This window comes from Microbacterium sp. UBA3486 (assembly GCF_002377845.1).
Lineage (GTDB): Bacteria > Actinomycetota > Actinomycetes > Actinomycetales > Microbacteriaceae > Microbacterium > Microbacterium maritypicum_A.
This window is the reverse complement of sequence record NZ_DFQP01000039.1, coordinates 105,290-124,337: the sequence shown is the minus strand read 5'-3', so window position 1 is coordinate 124,337 and position 19,048 is coordinate 105,290. Positions and strand designations below refer to the sequence as shown.

Sequence of the window (19,048 nt, the reverse complement as noted above, 5' to 3'; positions counted from 1 at the left end):
ATTACATGTTCGGAGTGAACTCGGACACCGTACGTGCAGCGATCTCGCGAGCTTCGTCGCTGGACGGTCCCGGCTCATCGACGAACACCGCGTCGCGGTAGTACCGGAGCTCTCGGATCGACTCCAGAATGTCGGCGAGGGCGCGGTGTCCTCCGTCCTTGGGCGGAGCCTGGAAGAAGACTCGCGGGTACCAGCGCCGCGACAGTTCCTTGATGCTGGAGACGTCGACATTGCGGTAATGCAGCCACTGATCCACCTGCGGCATGTATTTGGCCAGGAACATGCGGTCCGTCCCGATCGTGTTGCCGGCCAATGGAGCCTTGCGCTCGAGGGGCACGAAGCGCTTGATGTACGCCAGCGTCTGGGACTCCGCCTCCTCCAGCGACACGCCACCGCGGATCTCCTCGATGAGGCCCGATGTCTCATGCATCTTCGTGACGAAATCGTTCATGTGCGCGAGCGCGGCTTCGGTGGGGCGTATCACCACCTGGAATCCGGGATCGATGGGGTTGAGCTCGAAGTCGGTGATGACGACGGCGATCTCGACGAGTTCGTCGACCGCGAGATCGAGTCCCGTCATCTCGCAGTCGATCCATACGAGACGATCATTCTCGGACGCAGATACCATCTCGCCATACTATCGACGCCCCCGACATCGCCGGCCGGAGTGTGACTCGTGAATCGTCTGCGCGACCGCGATACTCTAGAGTCGTGCGCCTCCGTAGCTCAGGGGATAGAGCAGGAGCCTTCTAATCTCTTGGTCGCAGGTTCGAATCCTGCCGGGGGCACTTCACGGCGTCGGCGTTCGAGAATGTTCGCTCCGATGGATGTTCGATCCAATGGGTGATCGCTCCGACGGATGATCGATCCGACGAGAGACGATCTCATGTGCGGAGCGCGACCTCTCCCGGATCGACGCCATGCGTCGCGGGCGGCGACCACCGTCAGGAATAGCGCAGCACCGCGACAGCGTCATCGACACGCCAGAACTCGCCGACCACACGGAACACGCCGGTTGCGAGATGCAGCCTCTCCGCCCGGTACCGGACACCGAGCGGGTCCGGGACGATGCGCAGATGTCCGAGGACATGCTCTCTCTGGTCCTGGACCCTCCAGAGATGATCGGCTGCGCGGACGAGATGCTCTCGCGGAGACGAGAGTCGAGGCGTGGCGAAGGGGACTTCGGGAAGAGAGGTGATCATGCTGTCGGACATCGGTGCTCCTTTCGTGATTCGAAGATACGACCGACCACCGACATTCCCTCGCGCGCAGTCCTCTCGTCCTCATCGGGGGTTTCTCTCCACAGAGGACATCTGTCTCGGTCTCTCCACCGACTTCGTGTTTCGGGCTCTCCACCTCCGTCGTGGCGGCGCACGCTGGAAAGACCGGAAGGGATCCGGAGACGAGAGGACGAGCAACATGATCGACACGCTGACCATCGTGGGAAGAGTCGCCACCGACCCGACACAGGTGCAGACCGCAGGAGGTGTGGCGGTCACCAACTTCCGTCTCGCCAGCACCCACCGACGTTTCGACCCCGCAGCCCAGGCTTGGACGGACTCGGGGACCAACTGGTACTCGGTGGCGGCGTTCCGGCAGCTCGGCGAGAACGCCAAGGCGTCCCTGCGGACGGGTGACGCGGTGATCGTGACAGGACGGCTGAAGATCCGGAACTGGGAGAGCAACGGCAAACATGGTACAAGTGTCGATGTCGAAGCGGAGGCGATCGGTCACGATCTGCGGTGGGGGACCACGGCGTATCGACCGCAGCCGCGGCCGCAGACCGGGATCGCAGAGGCAAGCTCCGACGCACCGGGCGCTCACTCTGCAGAGGAAAGAGCCCCTGTACACGCCGCAGAGTCAGAGTCTGCGGCATTCGACCTCTCGTGGGCGGATCCGGCGTCGAGGATAGCGGCGAGCGATTGACGCGCACCGGTTCCCGAGAGCGTCGGGTGCCGGCTGGCGGCCGATTCACGCTGAGGCGGGGAGGAAGGCGACGTAGACTCGGCACGTGCTTCGTCGATCGGTCTCCTCACCGGCGCGTGCAGCCGGCGTCCTGGCGGTCACGGCCGTCTCTGCCCTTCTGCTCTCGGGCTGCGCACCGGAACCCGCACCGACGGCGTCTCCGTCGAGTTCCGCAACTCCCGATGCGGACTCGACGGCGCCGTCTGCTCCCGTGCTCGTTCCCGACGGCAGCGCAGAGGACAACCTGCCGGTGTTCACCGCGACTGCGGAGGGCATCTGGGCGACAGATCAGCGCGGTTCCGGCCGTGCCTACATCGACGCGCTGATCGGCGCGGGGTTCGATCGCGAGTCGATGCAGGTGACCCAGGATCAGACCACCGTCGGCAACCCGGCGGAGAGTCTGCAGTTCTCGGTTCGGTGGGGTCAAGACGAGTGCTTGGTCGGCCAGGTCGGCCCGTCCACCGGGCAGGTCGTCACCGCGGTACTCCCGCAACTCGCCGAAGGGCGATGCCTGGTCGGCACCACACGTCCGATCGACTGGTGACACGCCAGGGGGCCGGTAGGCTGGAGTGTCGATCTTCGACGCCAACAGAAGGAGCGGTTTTCGGTGGCTGAGTACATCTACTCGATGGTTCGTGCGCGCAAGGCAGTGGGCGAGAAGCTCATCCTCGACGACGTGACCATGGCGTTCCTCCCCGGGGCCAAGATCGGCATGGTCGGTCCCAACGGCGCGGGCAAGTCGACCATCCTCAAGATCATGGCGGGTCTCGACACTCCGTCGAACGGTGAGGCGAAGCTCTCCCCGGGGTTCACGGTCGGCATCCTGATGCAGGAGCCGGAGCTCGACGAGACGAAGACCGTGCTCGAGAACATCCAGGACGGTATCGCGATCAAGGCGAAGCTCGACCGCTTCAACGAGATCTCGGCACTGATGGCCGATCCCGATGCCGACTTCGACGCGCTCCTCGCCGAGATGGGTTCGCTCCAGGAAGAGATCGACGCGGCCGACGGCTGGGACCTCGACTCGCAGCTCGACCAGGCCATGGATGCGCTCCGCACCCCGCCGGGAGACGCCGCGATCGCGCCTCTCTCCGGTGGTGAGAAGCGTCGAGTGGCACTGGCGAAGCTGCTCCTGCAGAAGCCCGATCTCCTGCTTCTCGACGAGCCGACCAACCACCTCGATGCCGAGAGCGTGCTGTGGCTCGAGCAGCACCTGCAGGCTTACAAGGGTGCCGTCATCGCGATCACCCACGACCGGTACTTCCTCGACCACGTGGCCGAGTGGATCGCCGAGGTCGATCGCGGTCGCCTGATCGGCTACGAGGGCAACTACTCGACGTACCTGGAGAAGAAGGGCGAGCGCCTCGAGATCCAGGGCAAGAAGGACGCCAAACTCGCCAAGCGCCTCAAGGAGGAGCTGGAGTGGGTGCGCTCCAGCGCGAAGGGTCGCCAGACGAAGTCGAAGGCCCGTCTCGCCCGCTACGAGGAGATGGCATCCGAGGCCGAGCGCACCAGGAAGCTGGATTTCGAGGAGATCCAGATTCCCGCCGGTCCTCGACTCGGAAGCGTCGTCATCGAGGCCAAGAACCTGAAGAAGGGCTTCGACGGGCGCTCGCTCATCGACGGCCTGAGCTTCAGCCTGCCGCCGAACGGCATCGTCGGCGTCATCGGTCCGAACGGCGTGGGAAAGACGACGTTGTTCAAGACCATCGTGGGCCTCGAGCCTCTGGACGGCGGAGATCTGAAGATCGGTGAGACGGTCAAGATCAGCTACGTCGACCAGTCGCGCTCCAACATCGACCCGAACAAGACGCTGTGGGAAGTCGTCTCCGACGGCCTCGACTACATCACCGTCGGCAAGACCGAGATCCCGTCCAGGGCGTACGTCTCGAAGTTCGGCTTCAAGGGGCCGGACCAGCAGAAGAAGGCCGGGGTGCTCTCCGGTGGAGAACGCAACCGCCTGAACCTCGCGCTGACGCTCAAGGAGGGCGGTAACCTGCTGCTCCTCGACGAGCCGACGAACGACCTGGATGTCGAGACCCTCAGCTCGCTCGAGAACGCTCTGCTCGAGTTCCCCGGATGCGCCGTGGTCATCACCCACGACCGGTGGTTCCTCGACCGCATCGCCACGCACATCCTCGCCTACGAGGGCACCGACGAGAAGCCGGACCAGTGGTACTGGTTCGAGGGCAACTTCGAGGCGTATGAGGAGAACAAGATCGAACGCCTCGGAGCCGATGCGGCCAAGCCGCACCGTTCGACGCACCGCAAGCTGACGCGCGACTGAGCACCTCGTGACTGCGACGCCGGGGCCCCGCCTGCACATCCCGATCCAGCTCCGCTGGGGCGATCTGGATGCGTTCAACCACGTCAACAACACCTCGATGCTGAAGCTGCTCGAGGAAGCTCGTGTGCGAGCATTCTGGCGTGCAGGCCCCGGCGAAGAGGCACCATCCACCGCGGTGCTCGACTCGGGTATCGATGAGGGGATCCTCACCCTCATCGCGCGACAGGAGATCGAGTACCTCGCGCCGGTGCCCTATCAGCGGCGACCGCTCGAAGTGCAGATGTGGTTCGGCAAGCTCGGCGGATCCAGCGTCGAGGTCTGCTACGAGGTGCACAACGATCCCACGGCGGCGCCGCGTCAGATCTACGCCCGCTCCACGGCGATCATCGTGCTCGTCGATGCGAAGACCGGACGTCCCACCCGTCTCACCCAGGAGATGCGCGACGCGTGGGATCCGTACGTCGGCGAATCGATCGAGTACAGCCACCGCTGACCGCCACAGGTACCGACGGCGTGCACCAGAGCACGGCCACCCGGGCAGACCCGCAGCACGACGAGAAGTCTGAGCGGATAGTTCAGTCCTGGCCGTCGGGAACCCTGATCATGATCTCCTGGGCGACACTCGCCACCAGGGTGCCGTCGCGTGTGAAGATCCGTCCGGTGGCGAGTCCGCGGCCTCCGCGGGCGTTGGGTGACTCCTGCACGTAGAGCAACCACTCATCCACGCGAGCAGGGCGGTGCCACCACATCGCGTGATCGAGACTCGCGACCTTGAGACCGGGGAGCGCCCAATAGACCCCGTGCGCGCGAAGAATCGACTCCTGGATCGTCATGTCGCTGAGGTAGGCGAGCGCTGCGCGGTGCAGACGCTGGTCATCCGGAAGCGGCGCGCGAAGGCGCATCCACACGGCCTGCTGCGGTGTGCGGGCATCGTCGCTCGGCAGATACATCGGCGAGTCGACATGGCGGACATCAGCCGCTCGGTCGCTCAGCATCCGCGCCGTGCCGCCGGGGAGTCCCTGTACACGGTCCTCGTCCGGCTGGAGGGCCTCAGGCTCGGGGATGCCCTCGGGCATCGACGACGCATGCTCGACGCCGGGATCCGCATCCTGGAACGAGGCGATCATCGAGAAGATGGGTACGCCGTTCTGGTATGCCTGGGCACGGCGTGTCGAGAATGAGCGCCCGTCATGAATACGATCGACCGAGATCGTGATGCCCTGACTCGCATCGCCGGGGCGCAGGAAGTATCCATGCATCGAGTGCACCGCCCGATCTTCGGGAAGGGTGCGTTCCGCAGCGAGGAGCGCCTGGGCGAGAACCTGTCCACCGTAGATCCGCCCGCTGGGCATCGGGTGCGACGAACCGGTGAAGATGTCCTCGGTGGTCCGTGCCTGGGTCGAATCGAGATCGAGGACCTCGAGCAGTCGCTCGACGGTCTGGATGGCGTGTTCTTCCGCGCTCATGGATTCCTCTCCGCGCCCCGGGACGCCGCTCCGTTGGTAGTTTAGAACGCGTGCCGCATCACCTTCTCCTCGCCGACGCCGACACGGCGAAAGACGTTCTGACATTCGTGGGGCGAGCCGCCAGAATCAGCGACGAGGGCGTACGACTGCAGGCGACGGGGGGAGTCCTCGCGCTCACGACGGCGGCCCTGGCACCACACGGTCTGTTCGATCAGACGCCGACGATCCTCGCGATGCGCATCGTCCATGCCGACCCCGAACTCGAGTGCGATGTCGTCGTCGACCAGCTCACGCAGACCGACGGCCCCGATCGCCTGACCCTCCCGGATACGGGCCTCTCTCCGGCCTGGGCCGGCATCGCTCCGCCTCGCGGTCCATGGGAACGGTCAGCCGTCCTCGACGCCTCGACGCTGGCCCGACGAGCACAGTGGGGCATTTCCGCCGTCGCCCGAGGCGCGACGCCGGGCGCCGGAGAAGAAGCCGTGCGGGCGCTGCGTGCCGCGATCTGGGGTGAGCCGGACGAGGAGCTCGAGGGTCTGCCGAGAGGGGTCGCCTTCGCCGCGGACGCGATGGGTTTCATCTCCGGCGAGGAGCAGGTATCGGTGACTCGATCCGGGCGATGGACGCGACTCGCCTTCCGGCGCGGGCATGTGCTCTCTCGGGGACCGGTCGCCTCTGGCCTCACGAGCGTGCGTCAGACCGGCGTGCTCGACTGACGCGAAGCGCGCAGGCGCCCCCGGGACGCGACCGGCACGACTAGGAGCGCGACGATCCTGCTCACCAGAGCACTGATTCCCCCCAGCACGAGCACGATCCCGAGAACATCGAGGAGCGGGAAAAGCCAGAGGTCGAATACCCAGTACTGCCATTCGACCGATCCTCCGAGCAATGCCGGTGCGAGCGGGACGAACAGGCCCGCCACGATGACGAGCGTCAGCGGGACCAGACGAAGCCAGACGCGTGGTCTTCGCGCGGCGCGTCTCCGCGCCGCCCACCGCGGAGCACGAAGTGCGGTCACCAGGAGAAGGATCAGAGCGAGCACGGCGAGAGCCGACAGGATCCCGTTGACGATGTTCAGCGGATTCTCATACGGCTTCGCCGCCACCCCGTCGGCACCGACGATCAGGTTCTGCACCAGCTCGCCGGGAGAGCCGACGCCGTTCGTCAGCACCACTGCCGCTCGGCCCGTCTCGGGAACGAATGCCATCGAACCGGTGAACGTGGCCAATGTGCCGCCGTGGGAGACGAAGCCGGGGGCGTCACCTCCGCCCGGAGCGGCGCGTTGCCAGCCGAGGGCGTAGGACTCCGCGCCCGGCTGAGAGACATGGAGCTCTTCGAGCAGTATGCGATCCAGGACGCCCGCTCCGACCTCGCCCTGCTGGAACCGAAGCCACCGCACCATGTCGGCGAGCGTCGACACCACACCTCCGTTCCCCCCGCAGCGTCCGGGCATCTCCGGCATGACGTAAGCGAGTCCGAGCACGACGGAGAAGCCGGGGGCAAGTCGTTCGACCGCCTGATCGCAGGCATCGACGCTCCGTGTGTCGAGCATGCCGAGCGGGACGAAGAGGCGCTGTCGGAGGAAGTCGTCCAGCGACTGGCCGGAGACGACTTCGACGACGCGCGCCGCGATCGAGTAATTGGTGTTGTGATACTCGAATCGGGCGCCGGGCTCGGCCACCAGCCGCCGATCACGGAGCTCGGCCACGACCGCCTCGGTCGTCCGTGGTGAGGGGAGCGCGAACTCGGGGTTGGTTCGCAGCGAGAGTCCGGAGGTGTGCGACAGCAACTGCCGTATCGTGACCTCCTCATAGCGCTCGTCGGCCATGGTGAACTCCGGCAGTCTGTCGATCACCCGGTCGTCGAGCGCGATCTTCCTGTCCTGAACGAGCAGCATGACCGCCGTGGCCGTCATCGACTTGCTCATCGAAGCGATCCGAAACAGCGTGTGCGGGGTGATCGTGCGTCCGTCCCCATCCCGACCGCGCACGATCAGCTCGACGCCTCCGTCGGAGACCACCGCCGCAGCTATGCCCGGTGTCGCGAACGCATCCACGTAGGCCTGCACGGTGGCGTCGGAGGAGAGTGGGGCGGAAGTCGCGGCGGCGGGAACGGCGGTGCCCGGGATCAGAACTGACAGGAGACCGAGAACGGGGAGGAGGCGCACGAGCCCACAGTAGGGACGAACATCGAGCGATTCGAGTGACGCACACACTTCCTCGGGGTAGCCCGAACAGGCAGGAGGGATCCCCGGAACGGCATCATCCGGAAAGCTGGAACCGGCGCTCTCGGAACGCGCCTCAGCCCGCGAGTGCCGCTGCCCGCCCCGCCGTCCGTCCCGAGAACAGGCAACCGCCGAGGAACGTGCCTTCGAGGGCCCGGTAGCCGTGCACGCCCCCGCCACCGAAGCCGCTCGCCTCGCCTGCCGCATAGAGCCCCGGGATCGGCTCTCCGGCCGCGTTCAGAGCGCGGCCCTCGAGGTCGGTGTTGATTCCGCCCAGAGACTTCCGCGTGAGCACGTGCAGCTTCACGGCGACGAGCGGTCCGGCCGCAGGATCCTGGAGACGATGCGGTGCGGCGGTACGGATCAGTCTGTCGCCCCGGTAGCTGCGCATCGATCGGAGCATCCCGATCTGCGCATCCTTCGTGAAGTCGTTCTGCATCTCGCGGTCGCGGGCGAGCACCTCGCGCCGGACGTTGTCGATGTCGAGGAGCTCTCCGCCCGGATGCCGCTGCATCTGTTCGAGCAGCGTTTCCAGGTCGTTCTCCACGATGAAGTCCTCGCCCTCGTCGAGAAACGACTGCACAGGCCCGGTCGGTCCCTTGGCCAGGCGCGATCTCACCAGGAGACCGACGTCCTTGCCGGTGAGATCGGGATTCTGCTCGCTGCCGGAAAGTGCGAATTCCTTCTCGACGATCTGGCGTGACGTGACGAACCAGGAATGGTCGTGACCGGTCGTGCGCAGGTGCTCCAGCGTTCCGAGGGTGTCGAATCCGGGAAACAGGGGGACGGGGAGTCGTTTACCGGTCGCGTCGAGCCAGAGTGAGGAGGGGCCGGGGAGGATGCGGATGCCGTGTGACGGCCACACCGGGTCCCAGTTCGTGATGCCTTCGACGTAGTGCCACATGCGGTCGCCATTGATCAGCCGGGCGCCGGCAGCTTCGCTCACACCGTGCATCGATCCGTCGACGTATGCCGGTACCCCGGTGAGCATGTGCTCCGGCGCGGTACCGAGGCGCGCCGGCCACGCTGCGCGGACGAGGTCGTGGTTGCCTCCGATGCCGCCCGACGAGACGATGGTCGCCGTCGCAGTGATCTCGAACTCGCCGATGACGTCGCGGGAGGACGGCACACCGCGGCTGGAGCCGCTCGTCGCGAGGACGTCGCCTCGTGCTCCGGTGACGGTCCCGTCTGCGGCGAGCAGTTCCGTCACGCGGTGGCGGGGGAGGACCGTGAGCCGTCCCTCCCGCTCGCCCTGTTCGACAGCCGCTGCGAAAGGGGCCACGATCCCCGGACCGGTACCCCAGGTGATGTGGAAGCGCGGGACGGAGTTGCCGGGACCGGTGGCGCCGTACCCGCCGCGCTCCGCCCAACCCACGACGGGGAAGAAGCCGACACCGCGTTCTCTCAGCCATGCGCGCTTCTCGCCGGCGGCGAACTGCAGGTAGGCCTCGGCCCAGCGACGAGGCCATTCGTCCTCCGGCCGATCGAAGTCGGCGTTTCCGAACCAGTCCTGAGTGGCGAGTTCCAGGGAGTCCTTGATGCCGAAGCGCCGCTGCTCGGGGGAGTCGATGAAGAAGAGACCGCCGAAGGACCACCACGCCTGTCCACCGAGGTTCGTGCGTGGCTCCTGGTCGACGACGATCACGCGTCTCCCACCCGCGAGCGCTTCTGCGGCGGCCACCAGGCCGGCCAACCCCCATCCGATCACCAGGACGTCTGTGGACAGGGGCGTTGTCGTCATGAGTTCTCCGTTGATTCCTGACGTGAGCGGGTCTCGAGCGTGGGACGGCCGCCGGGGCCGGGGCCGATGCCGGAAGGCTCGAGTGTGTTCACCATGGCATAGGCCGCGCGCTCCAGGTAGTCCCACAGCGTCGTTTCGTGCAGAGGAGACAACTGCGCCTCGTCCACTGCCGTCCTCATGTGACGAAGCCAACGATCGCGGGCATCGGCGTCGATGTGGAAGGGCATGTGTCGCATGCGGAGTCGCGGGTGCCCTCGCGTCTCGCCATAGGTCGTCGGCCCTCCCCAGTACTGCTCGAGGAACATCCGGAGCCGATCCTCCGCCGGTCCGAGATCCTCCTCGGGGTACATCGGCTTCATCACGGGGTCGAGCGCGACCTCGCGGTAGAACACCGAGACGATCTTCCGAAAGGTCTCATGCCCGCCGATCTCGTCGTAGAACGTCACTTCTGAGGGCTCCCGTCATCATTCGGCTTCTTGCGGCGCCAGATCCCACGATCGGGGATGATCGGCACGCCCGTGACCGCGTTCGGACGGGTCCTGGGTGGGTTCGCTCCTCGTACCCGACGGGCGCCGTCGAGCCCCGTCGGCACGACGTCGACCATCCGGGGCACGCCGATCTCCTTCTCGAGGAGCGCGGCACGCAAGCGACGACGCAGCTCTTGGGCCACGTCGTCCTTCGCGTTCGCACGGGCCTTGATGACGATGCGGACGACGAGCGCATCGCCGTCGATGGATTCGAGTCCCCACAGCTCCGGTTTCTCGATGATGCGGGTGCGCCACTTCGGATCTTTCGACAGCCCTTGCGCGGTCTCGAGCATGATGTGCTCGACCTGGTCGAGGTCGGAGTCCGCCGGCACCCCGATGTCGATGATGGAGCGTGCCCATCCCTGTGACATGTTGCCGATGCGGGTGACCTCGCCGTTGCGCACGTACCAGAGGGTTCCGTTGACGTCGCGCACCTGCGTGATGCGCACGCTGACGTACTCGACCACACCGCTCGCGAGACCGAGGTCGACCACATCGCCGATACCGATCTGGTCCTCCGCGACGATGAACATCCCGTTGAGCACGTCCTTGACGATGTTCTGGGCGCCGAAACCGAGGCCGGCACCGACGGCGGCGGTGAGGAGGGTCAGCGAGCCGAGGAGCGTCGGGTTGAGGGCGTTCACGATGAGGACGATCGCGATCACGACGAGCATCACATTGACGATGTTCTGCAGGATCGTCCCGAGGGTGCGGGTGCGCTGCACCAGTCGCATGTCGGCAAGTGGCGAGCGCTCGAGCGCCTGTGTGTCGTCGACGGACGCCTTGTTCTTGGCGCTGTCGACGATGCGGTGCACCACGCGCCGGATGACGACGCGAAGCACGAGGCCGATCACCACGCACGACACGATGATGATCGCGACGGCGAGCACCTTCATGCCGGCAGCTCCGAGCCAGCCGAGCAGCGCCGTCACCCAGTCGGGAAGCGGCACGGGGTCGGGGGGAGTGGTCGTCGTGGAGGAGATCATCATCACCCCCGATCCTAGCGATCAGGCCTCTGCGCTGGCTGGGTGGTGGATGCCGCACGCGAAACGGAGACCACCTGCCCCGGGAGCGGTGCGTCCTCGTCGAACGCGCCGTTCGCGGGGCAGATGGCCTCCGATTCGGTTACTACTCCGGTATCAGTCCTCGGCGTCGCGCGCCTGCGCAGCGAGCGCCCGTTCGACATCGGCCAGATTCTCGAGCACGAGTCGGCGCAGTGCCGGTGCAGCGTCCTGGTGGGCGGCCAGCCAGCCGCGGGTCGCGTCGCGGAGGGCGATGTCGGCCAGGGCCGTCGGGAAGAGCCCGACGATCAGGTACTGCGCGATCTGATAGGTGCGCGACTCCCAGACGGGGAGCAGCATGTCGAAGTACGCGGGGACGAACTCGCTCAGCGCCGCTGCTCCGGACGGGTGCGTGAAGCCGAGTGCCGCCGAGCGGACGATCGTGTTCGGGGCGTCATCGCGCTCGATGAGCGACGCCCATGCGGCCTTCTTCGACGCCGAGTCCGGGAGAGAGGCGCGGGCCTGTGCCGCGAACTCCCCGCCCTTGGCGGTGTTGTCCGCGGCGAGAGCGGCATCGATGGTCGCGGCATCCGTCGCGCCGATCGTGGCGAGGCCCACGAGGAGCTGCCAGTTCAGGTCGGCATCGATCTCGAGCCCGGGCAGGGTGTCCTCGCCGGAGCGCAGACGCCCGACGATGCCGGCATGCTCCGGGGTGACCAGCGCGTTGGCGAAGGCGGTGACGAACTGCAGCTGACTGTCGCTGCCCGGCTCGGCGGACTCCGCGAGACTCCACAGGCCGTCGGCGATCTTCAGCCGCGCCGCCTCGCGGTCGGCCGACGTGACGTACAGCGTCGCCGCAGTGCGCAGCTGGGCGAGTGTGGTGCGCACCGTCGTCGACTCGGTCTCGCGACCGATGTTCCCCAGCACGAGGTCGAGGTACTCCGACGCGCCGGTCTCCGCATCGCGGGTCTGATCCCACGCGGCACCCCAGACGAGCGAGCGGGCGAGCGGGTCGTGGATGTCGGCGAGGTGCGCGATCGCGGTGGCGAGCGACTTCTCGTCGAGGCGGATCTTCGCGTAGGCGAGATCGTTGTCGTTGAGCAGCACGAGGTCGGGCCGGGCGAGCCCCTGCAGCTCGGGCACCTCGGTGCGGTCGCCGTCGACGTCGACCTCGAGGTAGTGCGTGCGCGTGAGCGAACCGTCGGTCAGCGTGTAGAAGCCGATTCCGAGCCGGTGCGGGCGAATCGTCGGGTAGTCCGCCGGCGCGGTCTGCGTGATCGCGAAGCGCGAGATCTTTCCATCGTGGTCCTCTGCGATGACCGGCTCGAGCGTGTTCACGCCGGCGGTCTCCAGCCACTTCTTCGACCAGGAACTGAGGTCGCGGCCGCTGGTGGCTTCCAGCTCCGAGAGCAGGTCGCTCAGCTCGGTGTTGCCCCAGGAGTGCTTCTGGAAGTACTGCGACACGCCCGCGAAGAACGCCTCGATGCCGACCCAGGCGGCGAGCTGCTTCAGGACGGAACCGCCCTTGGCGTATGTGATGCCGTCGAAGTTCACCTGCACGTCTTCGAGGTCGTTGATCTCGGCGACGATCGGGTGAGTGGACGGGAGCTGGTCCTGGCGGTAGGCCCAGGTCTTCTCCATGGCGTTGAACGTGGTCCACGCCTCGGTCCACTCGGTGGCCTCGGCGGTGGCGATGGTCGACGCCCACTCGGCGAACGACTCGTTCAGCCAGAGGTCGTTCCACCACTTCATGGTGACGAGGTCACCGAACCACATGTGGGCGAGCTCGTGCAGGATCGTGACGACGCGGCGCTCCTTGACGGCATCCGTCACCTTGCTGCGGAAGACATAGGTCTCGGTGAAGGTGACCGCTCCCGCGTTCTCCATGGCGCCGGCGTTGAACTCCGGCACGAAGAGCTGGTCGTACTTGGCGAACGGGTACGGCACGCCGAACTTCGACTCGAAGTAGGCGAAGCCCTCGCGCGTCTTGTCGAAGATGTAGTCGGCGTCGAGGTGCTGCCACAGGCTCTTGCGGCCGTACACGCCCAGCGGGATGACACGGCCGGAGGCGCTCGTGAGCTCCGAGAACGTCGATTCATACGGTCCGGCGACGAGGGCGGTGATGTACGACGAGATGCGCGGGGTCGGCTCGAAGCCCCAGGTGGCGGTGACGTCGTCGTCGTGCACGATGGGCTCGGGCGTGGGGGAGTTGGAGACGACCTTCCACGCCGCAGGTGCCGTCACGGTGAACTGGAACGTCGCCTTGAGGTCGGGCTGCTCGAAGACCGCGAACACGCGGCGCGAGTCGGGCACCTCGAACTGGGAGTAGAGGTATACCTCGCCGTCGACGGGGTCGACGAAGCGGTGCAGTCCTTCTCCGGTGTTGGTGTATTCGCAGTCGGCGTCCACGACGAGGACGTTCTCGGCCTGCAGCCCGGTGAGCGCGATGCGCGAGTCGGCGAAGACCTCGTTCGGGTCCAACTGCTCGCCGTTGAGCGAGATCTCACGCACCTCGCGAGCGATGAGGTCGATGAAGGTGAAGCCCTCCGGCGTCGCGGTGAAGCGCACCACGCTGCGGGAGCCGAACACTTCGGCGCCCTTGGTCAGATCGAGGGCGACTTCATAGGACTGAGTGTCGATGACGTCGCGGCGCTCCTGCGCTTCGATGCGGGTGAGGTTCTCTCCAGGCACAGCTGTACTCCCAGGGGTGAGGGGATGTCACCGGGGCTGGGCGCAGTTGGCGCCGACGGCAACCCTGACAGCCTACGCCAGTGCGACGGATGCCCTCTCGCAGCGACGAAGGAACGGAAACGGATAGAAACGGTCGCTGTGCGCACGCCCGCACTCCGCCGAGGTGGGAGGATGGAGGGGTGACTGCGATCGAGCCGAATGTCGTTCCCTTTGCTTCGCCTGCTGCCTCCGGCGGTGCGCCCTTCGTGACCACGCCGGTCGCCTACGACGCGATCCTTCTCGCCGGATTCGGCGGGCCGGAGGGTCAGGAAGACGTGATCCCGTTCCTCCGGAATGTGACGCGCGGGCGCGGTATCCCGGACGAACGACTCGAAGAGGTTGCTCACCACTATCGTCACTTCGGCGGAGTGAGCCCGATCAACGGGCAGAACCGTGTGCTCAAGCAGGCGCTCGAGAACGCCCTGATCGAGCGAGGCATCATGCTCCCCGTCTACTGGGGGAACCGCAACTGGGCCCCGTACCTGGAAGAGGTCGTCACCGAGGCGTCGGACAACGGTCACAACACGATCCTGGCTTTCGCCACCAGCGCATACAGTTCGTTCTCCAGTTGCCGCCAATATCGCGAGGACTTCGCACGCATCCTCGAGGAGACGGGCCTGGGCGAGACCGTGACGATCGACAAGATCCGTCCCTTCTACGATCACCCGGGGTTCGTCGAAGCGTTCGAGACCGGCGTGCGGGAGGCTGTCGAAGGCTTCCTCGCCGAGGGCATCGCCGCAGCCGACATCCAGATCCTCTTCTCGACGCACAGCATCCCGACGGCCGATGCCGAGCGCTCCGGTGCACGGGACATCGACTGGGGCGAAGGCGGTGCGTACGCCGCACAGCATCTCGCCGTCGCCGCCTGGGTGATGGACCGCGTGCGGCAGACCGTTCCGGCATCCGCCGATGTGTCCTGGGAACTCGTCTACCAGTCCCGCTCCGGCCCCGCCTCGCAGCCGTGGCTCGAGCCCGATGTGTGCGACGTGATCGGCGAGCTGCCCGAGCGCGGTCGCAAGGCCGTCGCCGTCGTACCGGTGGGCTTCATGAGCGATCACATGGAGGTCCTGTGGGATCTCGACACCGAAGCGGCCGAAGCCGCGGAGGAGGCGGGCCTCGCGTTCACGCGCACACCCACCCCGGGCGTGTCGCCGGCGTTCGTGACGGGCATCGTCGACCTGATCGAAGAGCGTCTCCAGGGACGCCCCAACGAAGAGCGCGCGCATGTCACGTCCCTCCCGGGAGGTTTCGACGTGTGCCGTCCCGGGTGCTGTGAGAACATCCGCGCGGGCTTCAAGCCGGCCGCGGCCGGTGTCGCCCCGTGACCTCTCGGTGATGCACGTGCACTTCTAGGATGGGAGTCATGCGCATCCACATCGCCACCGACCACGCGGGCCTCGACTTCTCCACCCAGCTGCAGGGACATCTGCGCGCAGCCGGACACGAGGTCGTCGATCACGGTCCGATCGAGTACGACGCGATCGACGACTACCCCGCGTTCTGCATCCGCGCGGCTCAGGCGGTCATCGGCGATCAGCGGGCGGGCGTCGAAGCTCTGGGTGTGGTCTTCGGAGGTTCCGGAAACGGCGAGCAGATCGCTGCGAACAAGGTGGAAGGCGTCCGTGCCGCACTCGTGTGGAACCTCTCGACGGCAGAACTGGCCCGCGAGCACAACGACGCCAACGTGATCTCCATCGGCGCACGACAGCACACCTACGACGAGGTCACCTCGTTCATCGACCGTTTCATCGAGACGCCGTTCTCCGGAGACGAGCGCCACGTGCGGCGCATCGGCCAGATCGCGGACTTCGAACGCGACGGCTCCCTGCTCCCGGACCCGCGGGCCTGAGATGCCCGAGGGTCATTCCGTCCACCGGATCGCTCGTCAGTTCGACCGCAACTTCGTCGGCAAGACGCTGAGCGCCTCCAGCCCGCAGGGCCGGTTCGCCGAAGGTGCCGCGGTCCTCGACGGGCGCGCGGCGGTGAGCGTGCAGGCCGTCGGCAAGCAGATGTTCCTCGAGACGGAAGGCGATCTGTGGCTCCGCGTGCACCTCGGTCTGTACGGGGCGTGGGATTTCGCGGGCGAGATCCTCGTCGACCCGACCATCGCCTCGGCGAACGGGCGGATGGGCCAGACCAACCAGCGGGGTACCGTCCTCGACGAGCCGATCCTCGACGAGCCGATCCTCGATGATGCGGGGGAGAACTCGCTGGCGTCGATCGGAGCCCCTCGACGCACCCGGGTGCATGTGCGCATGTCGGAGCAGACGAAGGGCCTCGCCGACGAGGGGATGGAGTGGCCTCCTCCTGTCGTCGGGCAGGTGCGCCTTCGCCTGATGACCGACATCACCGCAGCCGACCTCCGAGGACCGACCGCCTGTGTGCTGCAGACGCCCGAAGAGATGCTCGCCACCGTCGCCAAGCTGGGGCCCGATCCGCTCGTCGGCGATCCGGTCGAGAACGAAGAGCGGTTCGTCCGGGCGGTCCGGAAGAAGCCGACGGTCATCGCACTCCTGCTCATGGACCAGTCGGTCGTGAGCGGCATCGGGAACGTGTACCGGGCCGAGATGCTGTTCCGGCAGCGGCTGAATCCGCACACACCTGGTCGGGATGTGCCCGAAGACGTCGTGCGTGCGCTCTGGAACGATTGGGTGCGGCTGCTCGCCGTCGGTGTGGAGACCGGGCAGATGATGACGATGGACGGTCTCACCGGTGCGGACTATCGAGCGGCGATGGCAAACCGCGACGACCGCCACTGGGTGTATCACCGCGCGGGGCTTCCGTGCCGCATCTGCGGGACGGAGATCGCCCTCGAGGAGATCGGCGCGCGCAAGCTCTACTGGTGCCCCCGTTGTCAGGCCTGACCACGCACCTGCCACCGCCATCCGTTCTAGGCTGATCGAATGCGACAGAATCCCAGCTTCACGCTGGCCGACGTGACCGAGATCCGCCGAGTGATCGAGGCGAATCCGTGGGCGACGATCATGAGCGCGGGCGATGACGGACTCGTCGCCTCTCACTACGCCGTTCTCCTCGACGAATCGCGCGACGACCTGACCGTCGTCGGGCACGTCGGCCGTCCGGACGATCTCATCCACGGCATGGGCCGGCGAGAGATGCTCGCGGTGTTCCAGGGTCCACACGGTTACGTGTCTCCGGGCTGGTACGGCGATGTCGCCGCCGTGCCGACGTGGAACTACACCGCCGTGCATCTGGCCGGCGTGCCCGAGATCCTCACGGACGAAGAGAACCTCGTCGTCCTCGACCGGCTGGTGGAGCGATTCGAATCGCGGATGCCCGAACCGAGGCGTATGTGGGAGCGTCCGAATGACCCGGGATACATCGAGCGGCTCGCTTCGGGGACTGTCGGCTTCCGGTTGACGCCGACCCGCGTCGTCGCCAAGAGGAAACTCAGTCAGAACAAGCCGCCGGAGACGATCGAGACGGTGATCGCCGCGCTGTCGACCGACGGACCGTATTCCAACCCGGCTCTCGCCGCGGAGATGCGGCGCGCACAGGACGCGCGCCGAGGAGGACGACAGCAGTGACAGAACGCGGAGCGGCGATCGACACCATCACGGCCGTGCGGATCGCGGGCCCCGGGCGTGAATTCCTGATGGATGACGAGCCCGTGGACATCTTCATCGCCGACGGGCGCATCGTCGACATTGCGCCGACCGGTGCATTGCCGGCGCGGGGCGAGGTCATCCGCGGTGATGGCGCCTGGGCCGTTCCGGGGCTCTGGGACAACCACGTGCACACGGTGCAATGGGCTCTGGCATCGGAACGAGCGCCGCTCGGTCACCTGGAATCCGCCGCCGCTGCCGCCGCGGCGATGAGCGGTGTGGCCCCGTTGCCGGATGGACGTCGTGTCGGCACCGGTTTCCGTGACGCCCTGTGGTCGGATCGGCCCTCACTCGACCTCCTGGACGCGGCGACCGGGGACATCCCGACCTACCTCATCAATGCCGACGTCCACAGCGTCTGGCTCAACCGCGCGGCACTCGCTCGTGAGGGGTTCCGGAGCGATGACGGCATGCTCCGCGAGACCGACGCCTTCGAGATCTCGCGGCGCCTCAACGCGGTTGACGCCGCCCATGGCGACCGCGCGATGATGCGCGCTGGAGAGCAGGCCGCCACGCGCGGCATCACCGGCCTGGTCGACTTCGACATGGCGTGGAGTGCGGAAGCCTGGCCCCGACGGGTCCAGGCCGGCTTCGCCTGGCACCGTGTCGAGTTCGCGGTCTACCCCTTCGACCTCGACCGTGCGATCGGCGCCGGGTTGCGCACGGGAGAACTCCGCGAGGAGCACGACGTTCCGACACCGGGTAGAGGCCTGGTCCACGTCGGGCCGCTGAAGATCATCACCGACGGTTCGCTGGGCACGCGAACCGCCGCCTGCTCGCACTCCTATCCCGGTGACCCCGACAACTTCGGGATGCTCACCGTGCCTTCCGATGAACTCGTCGCGCTCCTGACCCGGGCGACAGGCGCTGGTCTGGGCGTGGCCGTGCATGCGATCGGCGACCGGGCGATCACCTCGGCGCTCGACGCCTTCACCACCACGGGCGCCGTCGGGTCGATCGAGCATGTGCAACTCGTCCGACACAGCGATCTCGCGCGGTTCGCGCGCCTCGGGGTGGTCGCCAGCGTCCAGCCGCAGCACGCCGTGGATGACCGTGATCTGGTGGATCACCACTGGGCGGAGCAGACCGCGATCGGCTATCCACTGGCATCGCTGCGCGACGCCGGCGTGCACCTGCGTTTCGGATCCGATGCTCCCGTCGCCGAGCTCGACCCCTGGCACGCCATCGCGGCTGCGGTATCGCGCACCGACGACGCGCGGGAACCCTGGCATCCGGAAGAACGGATCACGATCGACCAGGCGCTCGAGGCGAGCGTGCGTTCGTCGGTGCGTCCGGGCGAGCCCGCCGACATCGCCCTCTGCGCCGCAGATCCTCGCACGGCGACAGGGGCGGACCTGCGATCCATGCCCGTTCGCTCCACGATTCTGGCCGGATACGTCACCCACATGGGCTGATCTTCCGCACGCACGAAGCGCGCACGAAGAAGGGGCGATCCTCGGAGAACCGAGGATCGCCCCTTG

At 66.8% G+C, this 19,048-nt stretch carries 18 protein-coding genes and 1 tRNA gene; 11 read left to right on the top strand and 8 right to left on the bottom strand.

Annotated elements, in window-relative coordinates; translation table 11 throughout:
• Window position 1 precedes the first annotated feature (1 nt).
• Window positions 2-628, bottom strand: coding sequence for an oligoribonuclease (gene orn, locus B2869_RS05410; RefSeq protein WP_292763499.1), 627 nt, complete (start codon window positions 626-628; stop codon window positions 2-4).
• Window positions 629-715: 87 nt separating this feature from the next.
• On the opposite strand from orn, the gene B2869_RS05405 reads away from it, so the two are divergent.
• Window positions 716-788, top strand: a tRNA-Arg gene (locus B2869_RS05405).
• Window positions 789-944: 156 nt separating this feature from the next.
• Here the strand turns inward: B2869_RS05405 and B2869_RS05400 are convergent.
• Window positions 945-1,214 carry a hypothetical protein gene (locus B2869_RS05400; protein WP_029259185.1) on the bottom strand — a complete coding sequence of 90 codons (270 nt, stop codon included), beginning with the start codon at window positions 1,212-1,214 and terminating at the stop codon, window positions 945-947.
• Window positions 1,215-1,419: 205 nt separating this feature from the next.
• Here B2869_RS05400 and B2869_RS05395 point away from each other — a divergent pair, with 205 nt between their 5' ends.
• From B2869_RS05395 to B2869_RS05380, 4 genes are all read left to right on the top strand, one after another.
• Complete coding sequence (locus tag B2869_RS05395) at window positions 1,420-1,926, top strand: single-stranded DNA-binding protein (RefSeq protein ID WP_029265417.1); 507 nt, start codon at window positions 1,420-1,422, stop codon at window positions 1,924-1,926.
• Between the two features lie 85 nt (window positions 1,927-2,011).
• Window positions 2,012-2,509: a DUF6993 domain-containing protein gene (locus B2869_RS05390; RefSeq protein WP_292763496.1), complete on the top strand. Its 498-nt coding sequence runs from the start codon at window positions 2,012-2,014 to the stop codon at window positions 2,507-2,509.
• 63 nt (window positions 2,510-2,572) lie between these two features.
• Window positions 2,573-4,252 (top strand): energy-dependent translational throttle protein EttA, encoded by a 1,680-nt coding sequence (ettA, locus tag B2869_RS05385; protein WP_017830677.1) that lies wholly within the window; start codon window positions 2,573-2,575, stop codon window positions 4,250-4,252.
• A gap of 7 nt (window positions 4,253-4,259) precedes the next feature.
• Entirely contained in the window at window positions 4,260-4,745 is a 486-nt protein-coding gene (locus B2869_RS05380; protein ID WP_021200514.1) for an acyl-CoA thioesterase, read from the top strand.
• An 82-nt stretch (window positions 4,746-4,827) separates the two neighbouring features.
• Here the strand turns inward: B2869_RS05380 and B2869_RS05375 are convergent, their stop codons facing one another.
• Window positions 4,828-5,718 carry an acyl-CoA thioesterase gene (locus tag B2869_RS05375; protein WP_021200515.1) on the bottom strand — a complete coding sequence of 297 codons (891 nt, stop codon included), beginning with the start codon at window positions 5,716-5,718 and terminating at the stop codon, window positions 4,828-4,830.
• Between the two features lie 50 nt (window positions 5,719-5,768).
• On the opposite strand from B2869_RS05375, the gene B2869_RS05370 reads away from it, so the two are divergent.
• A complete protein-coding gene (locus B2869_RS05370; RefSeq protein ID WP_029259189.1) occupies window positions 5,769-6,434 on the top strand; it encodes a hypothetical protein in 666 nt (221 codons plus the stop codon).
• Here B2869_RS05370 and B2869_RS05365 read toward each other — a convergent pair.
• The 5 genes from B2869_RS05365 to pepN form a co-directional block, all read right to left on the bottom strand.
• Entirely contained in the window at window positions 6,413-7,885 is a 1,473-nt protein-coding gene (locus B2869_RS05365; protein WP_292763488.1) for a serine hydrolase domain-containing protein, read from the bottom strand. The genes B2869_RS05370 and B2869_RS05365 overlap by 22 nt on opposite strands.
• A 133-nt stretch (window positions 7,886-8,018) precedes the next feature.
• The gene (locus B2869_RS05360) at window positions 8,019-9,683 is read right to left on the bottom strand and encodes an FAD-binding dehydrogenase (protein ID WP_292763486.1); all 1,665 of its coding nucleotides are present in this window, start codon (window positions 9,681-9,683) and stop codon (window positions 8,019-8,021) included.
• Window positions 9,680-10,129, bottom strand: coding sequence for a globin (locus B2869_RS05355; protein ID WP_167254164.1), 450 nt, complete (start codon window positions 10,127-10,129; stop codon window positions 9,680-9,682). Before B2869_RS05355 ends, B2869_RS05360 begins: the two co-directional genes overlap by 4 nt.
• The gene (locus B2869_RS05350) at window positions 10,126-11,196 is read right to left on the bottom strand and encodes a mechanosensitive ion channel family protein (RefSeq protein ID WP_373695372.1); all 1,071 of its coding nucleotides are present in this window, start codon (window positions 11,194-11,196) and stop codon (window positions 10,126-10,128) included. Before B2869_RS05350 ends, B2869_RS05355 begins: the two co-directional genes overlap by 4 nt.
• Window positions 11,197-11,349: 153 nt before the next feature.
• Entirely contained in the window at window positions 11,350-13,902 is a 2,553-nt protein-coding gene (gene pepN, locus B2869_RS05345) for an aminopeptidase N (RefSeq protein WP_292763480.1), read from the bottom strand.
• A 179-nt stretch (window positions 13,903-14,081) separates the two neighbouring features.
• Here pepN and B2869_RS05340 point away from each other — a divergent pair, with 179 nt between their 5' ends.
• From B2869_RS05340 to B2869_RS05320, 5 genes are read left to right on the top strand one after another with little or no spacing between them, the layout of a single operon-like run.
• Window positions 14,082-15,266, top strand: a complete 1,185-nt coding sequence (locus B2869_RS05340; protein WP_292763478.1) for a ferrochelatase — start codon at window positions 14,082-14,084, stop codon at window positions 15,264-15,266.
• Between the two features lie 38 nt (window positions 15,267-15,304).
• Window positions 15,305-15,790 (top strand): ribose-5-phosphate isomerase, encoded by a 486-nt coding sequence (locus B2869_RS05335; protein WP_292763476.1) that lies wholly within the window; start codon window positions 15,305-15,307, stop codon window positions 15,788-15,790.
• 1 nt (window position 15,791) lies between these two features.
• Entirely contained in the window at window positions 15,792-16,805 is a 1,014-nt protein-coding gene (locus B2869_RS05330) for an Fpg/Nei family DNA glycosylase (RefSeq protein WP_292763474.1), read from the top strand.
• Between the two features lie 39 nt (window positions 16,806-16,844).
• Window positions 16,845-17,489: an FMN-binding negative transcriptional regulator gene (locus B2869_RS05325; RefSeq protein WP_029259196.1), complete on the top strand. Its 645-nt coding sequence runs from the start codon at window positions 16,845-16,847 to the stop codon at window positions 17,487-17,489.
• Window positions 17,486-18,982, top strand: coding sequence for an amidohydrolase (locus B2869_RS05320; RefSeq protein ID WP_292763471.1), 1,497 nt, complete (start codon window positions 17,486-17,488; stop codon window positions 18,980-18,982). The genes B2869_RS05325 and B2869_RS05320 overlap by 4 nt, the downstream gene beginning before the upstream one ends.
• Window positions 18,983-19,048: the final 66 nt, after the last annotated feature.

Coding starts and splice junctions, on each gene's coding strand:
- B2869_RS05395 (WP_029265417.1), top strand. CDS start 1,420: ATGATCGACACGCTGACCATCGTGGGAAGAGTCGCCACCGACCCGACA.
- B2869_RS05360 (WP_292763486.1), bottom strand. CDS start 9,683: ATGACGACAACGCCCCTGTCCACAGACGTCCTGGTGATCGGATGGGGG.
- B2869_RS05400 (WP_029259185.1), bottom strand. CDS start 1,214: ATGTCCGACAGCATGATCACCTCTCTTCCCGAAGTCCCCTTCGCCACG.
- B2869_RS05325 (WP_029259196.1), top strand. CDS start 16,845: ATGCGACAGAATCCCAGCTTCACGCTGGCCGACGTGACCGAGATCCGC.
- orn (WP_292763499.1), bottom strand. CDS start 628: ATGGTATCTGCGTCCGAGAATGATCGTCTCGTATGGATCGACTGCGAG.
- B2869_RS05375 (WP_021200515.1), bottom strand. CDS start 5,718: ATGAGCGCGGAAGAACACGCCATCCAGACCGTCGAGCGACTGCTCGAG.
- B2869_RS05350 (WP_373695372.1), bottom strand. CDS start 11,196: ATGATCTCCTCCACGACGACCACTCCCCCCGACCCCGTGCCGCTTCCC.
- B2869_RS05335 (WP_292763476.1), top strand. CDS start 15,305: ATGCGCATCCACATCGCCACCGACCACGCGGGCCTCGACTTCTCCACC.
- B2869_RS05330 (WP_292763474.1), top strand. CDS start 15,792: ATGCCCGAGGGTCATTCCGTCCACCGGATCGCTCGTCAGTTCGACCGC.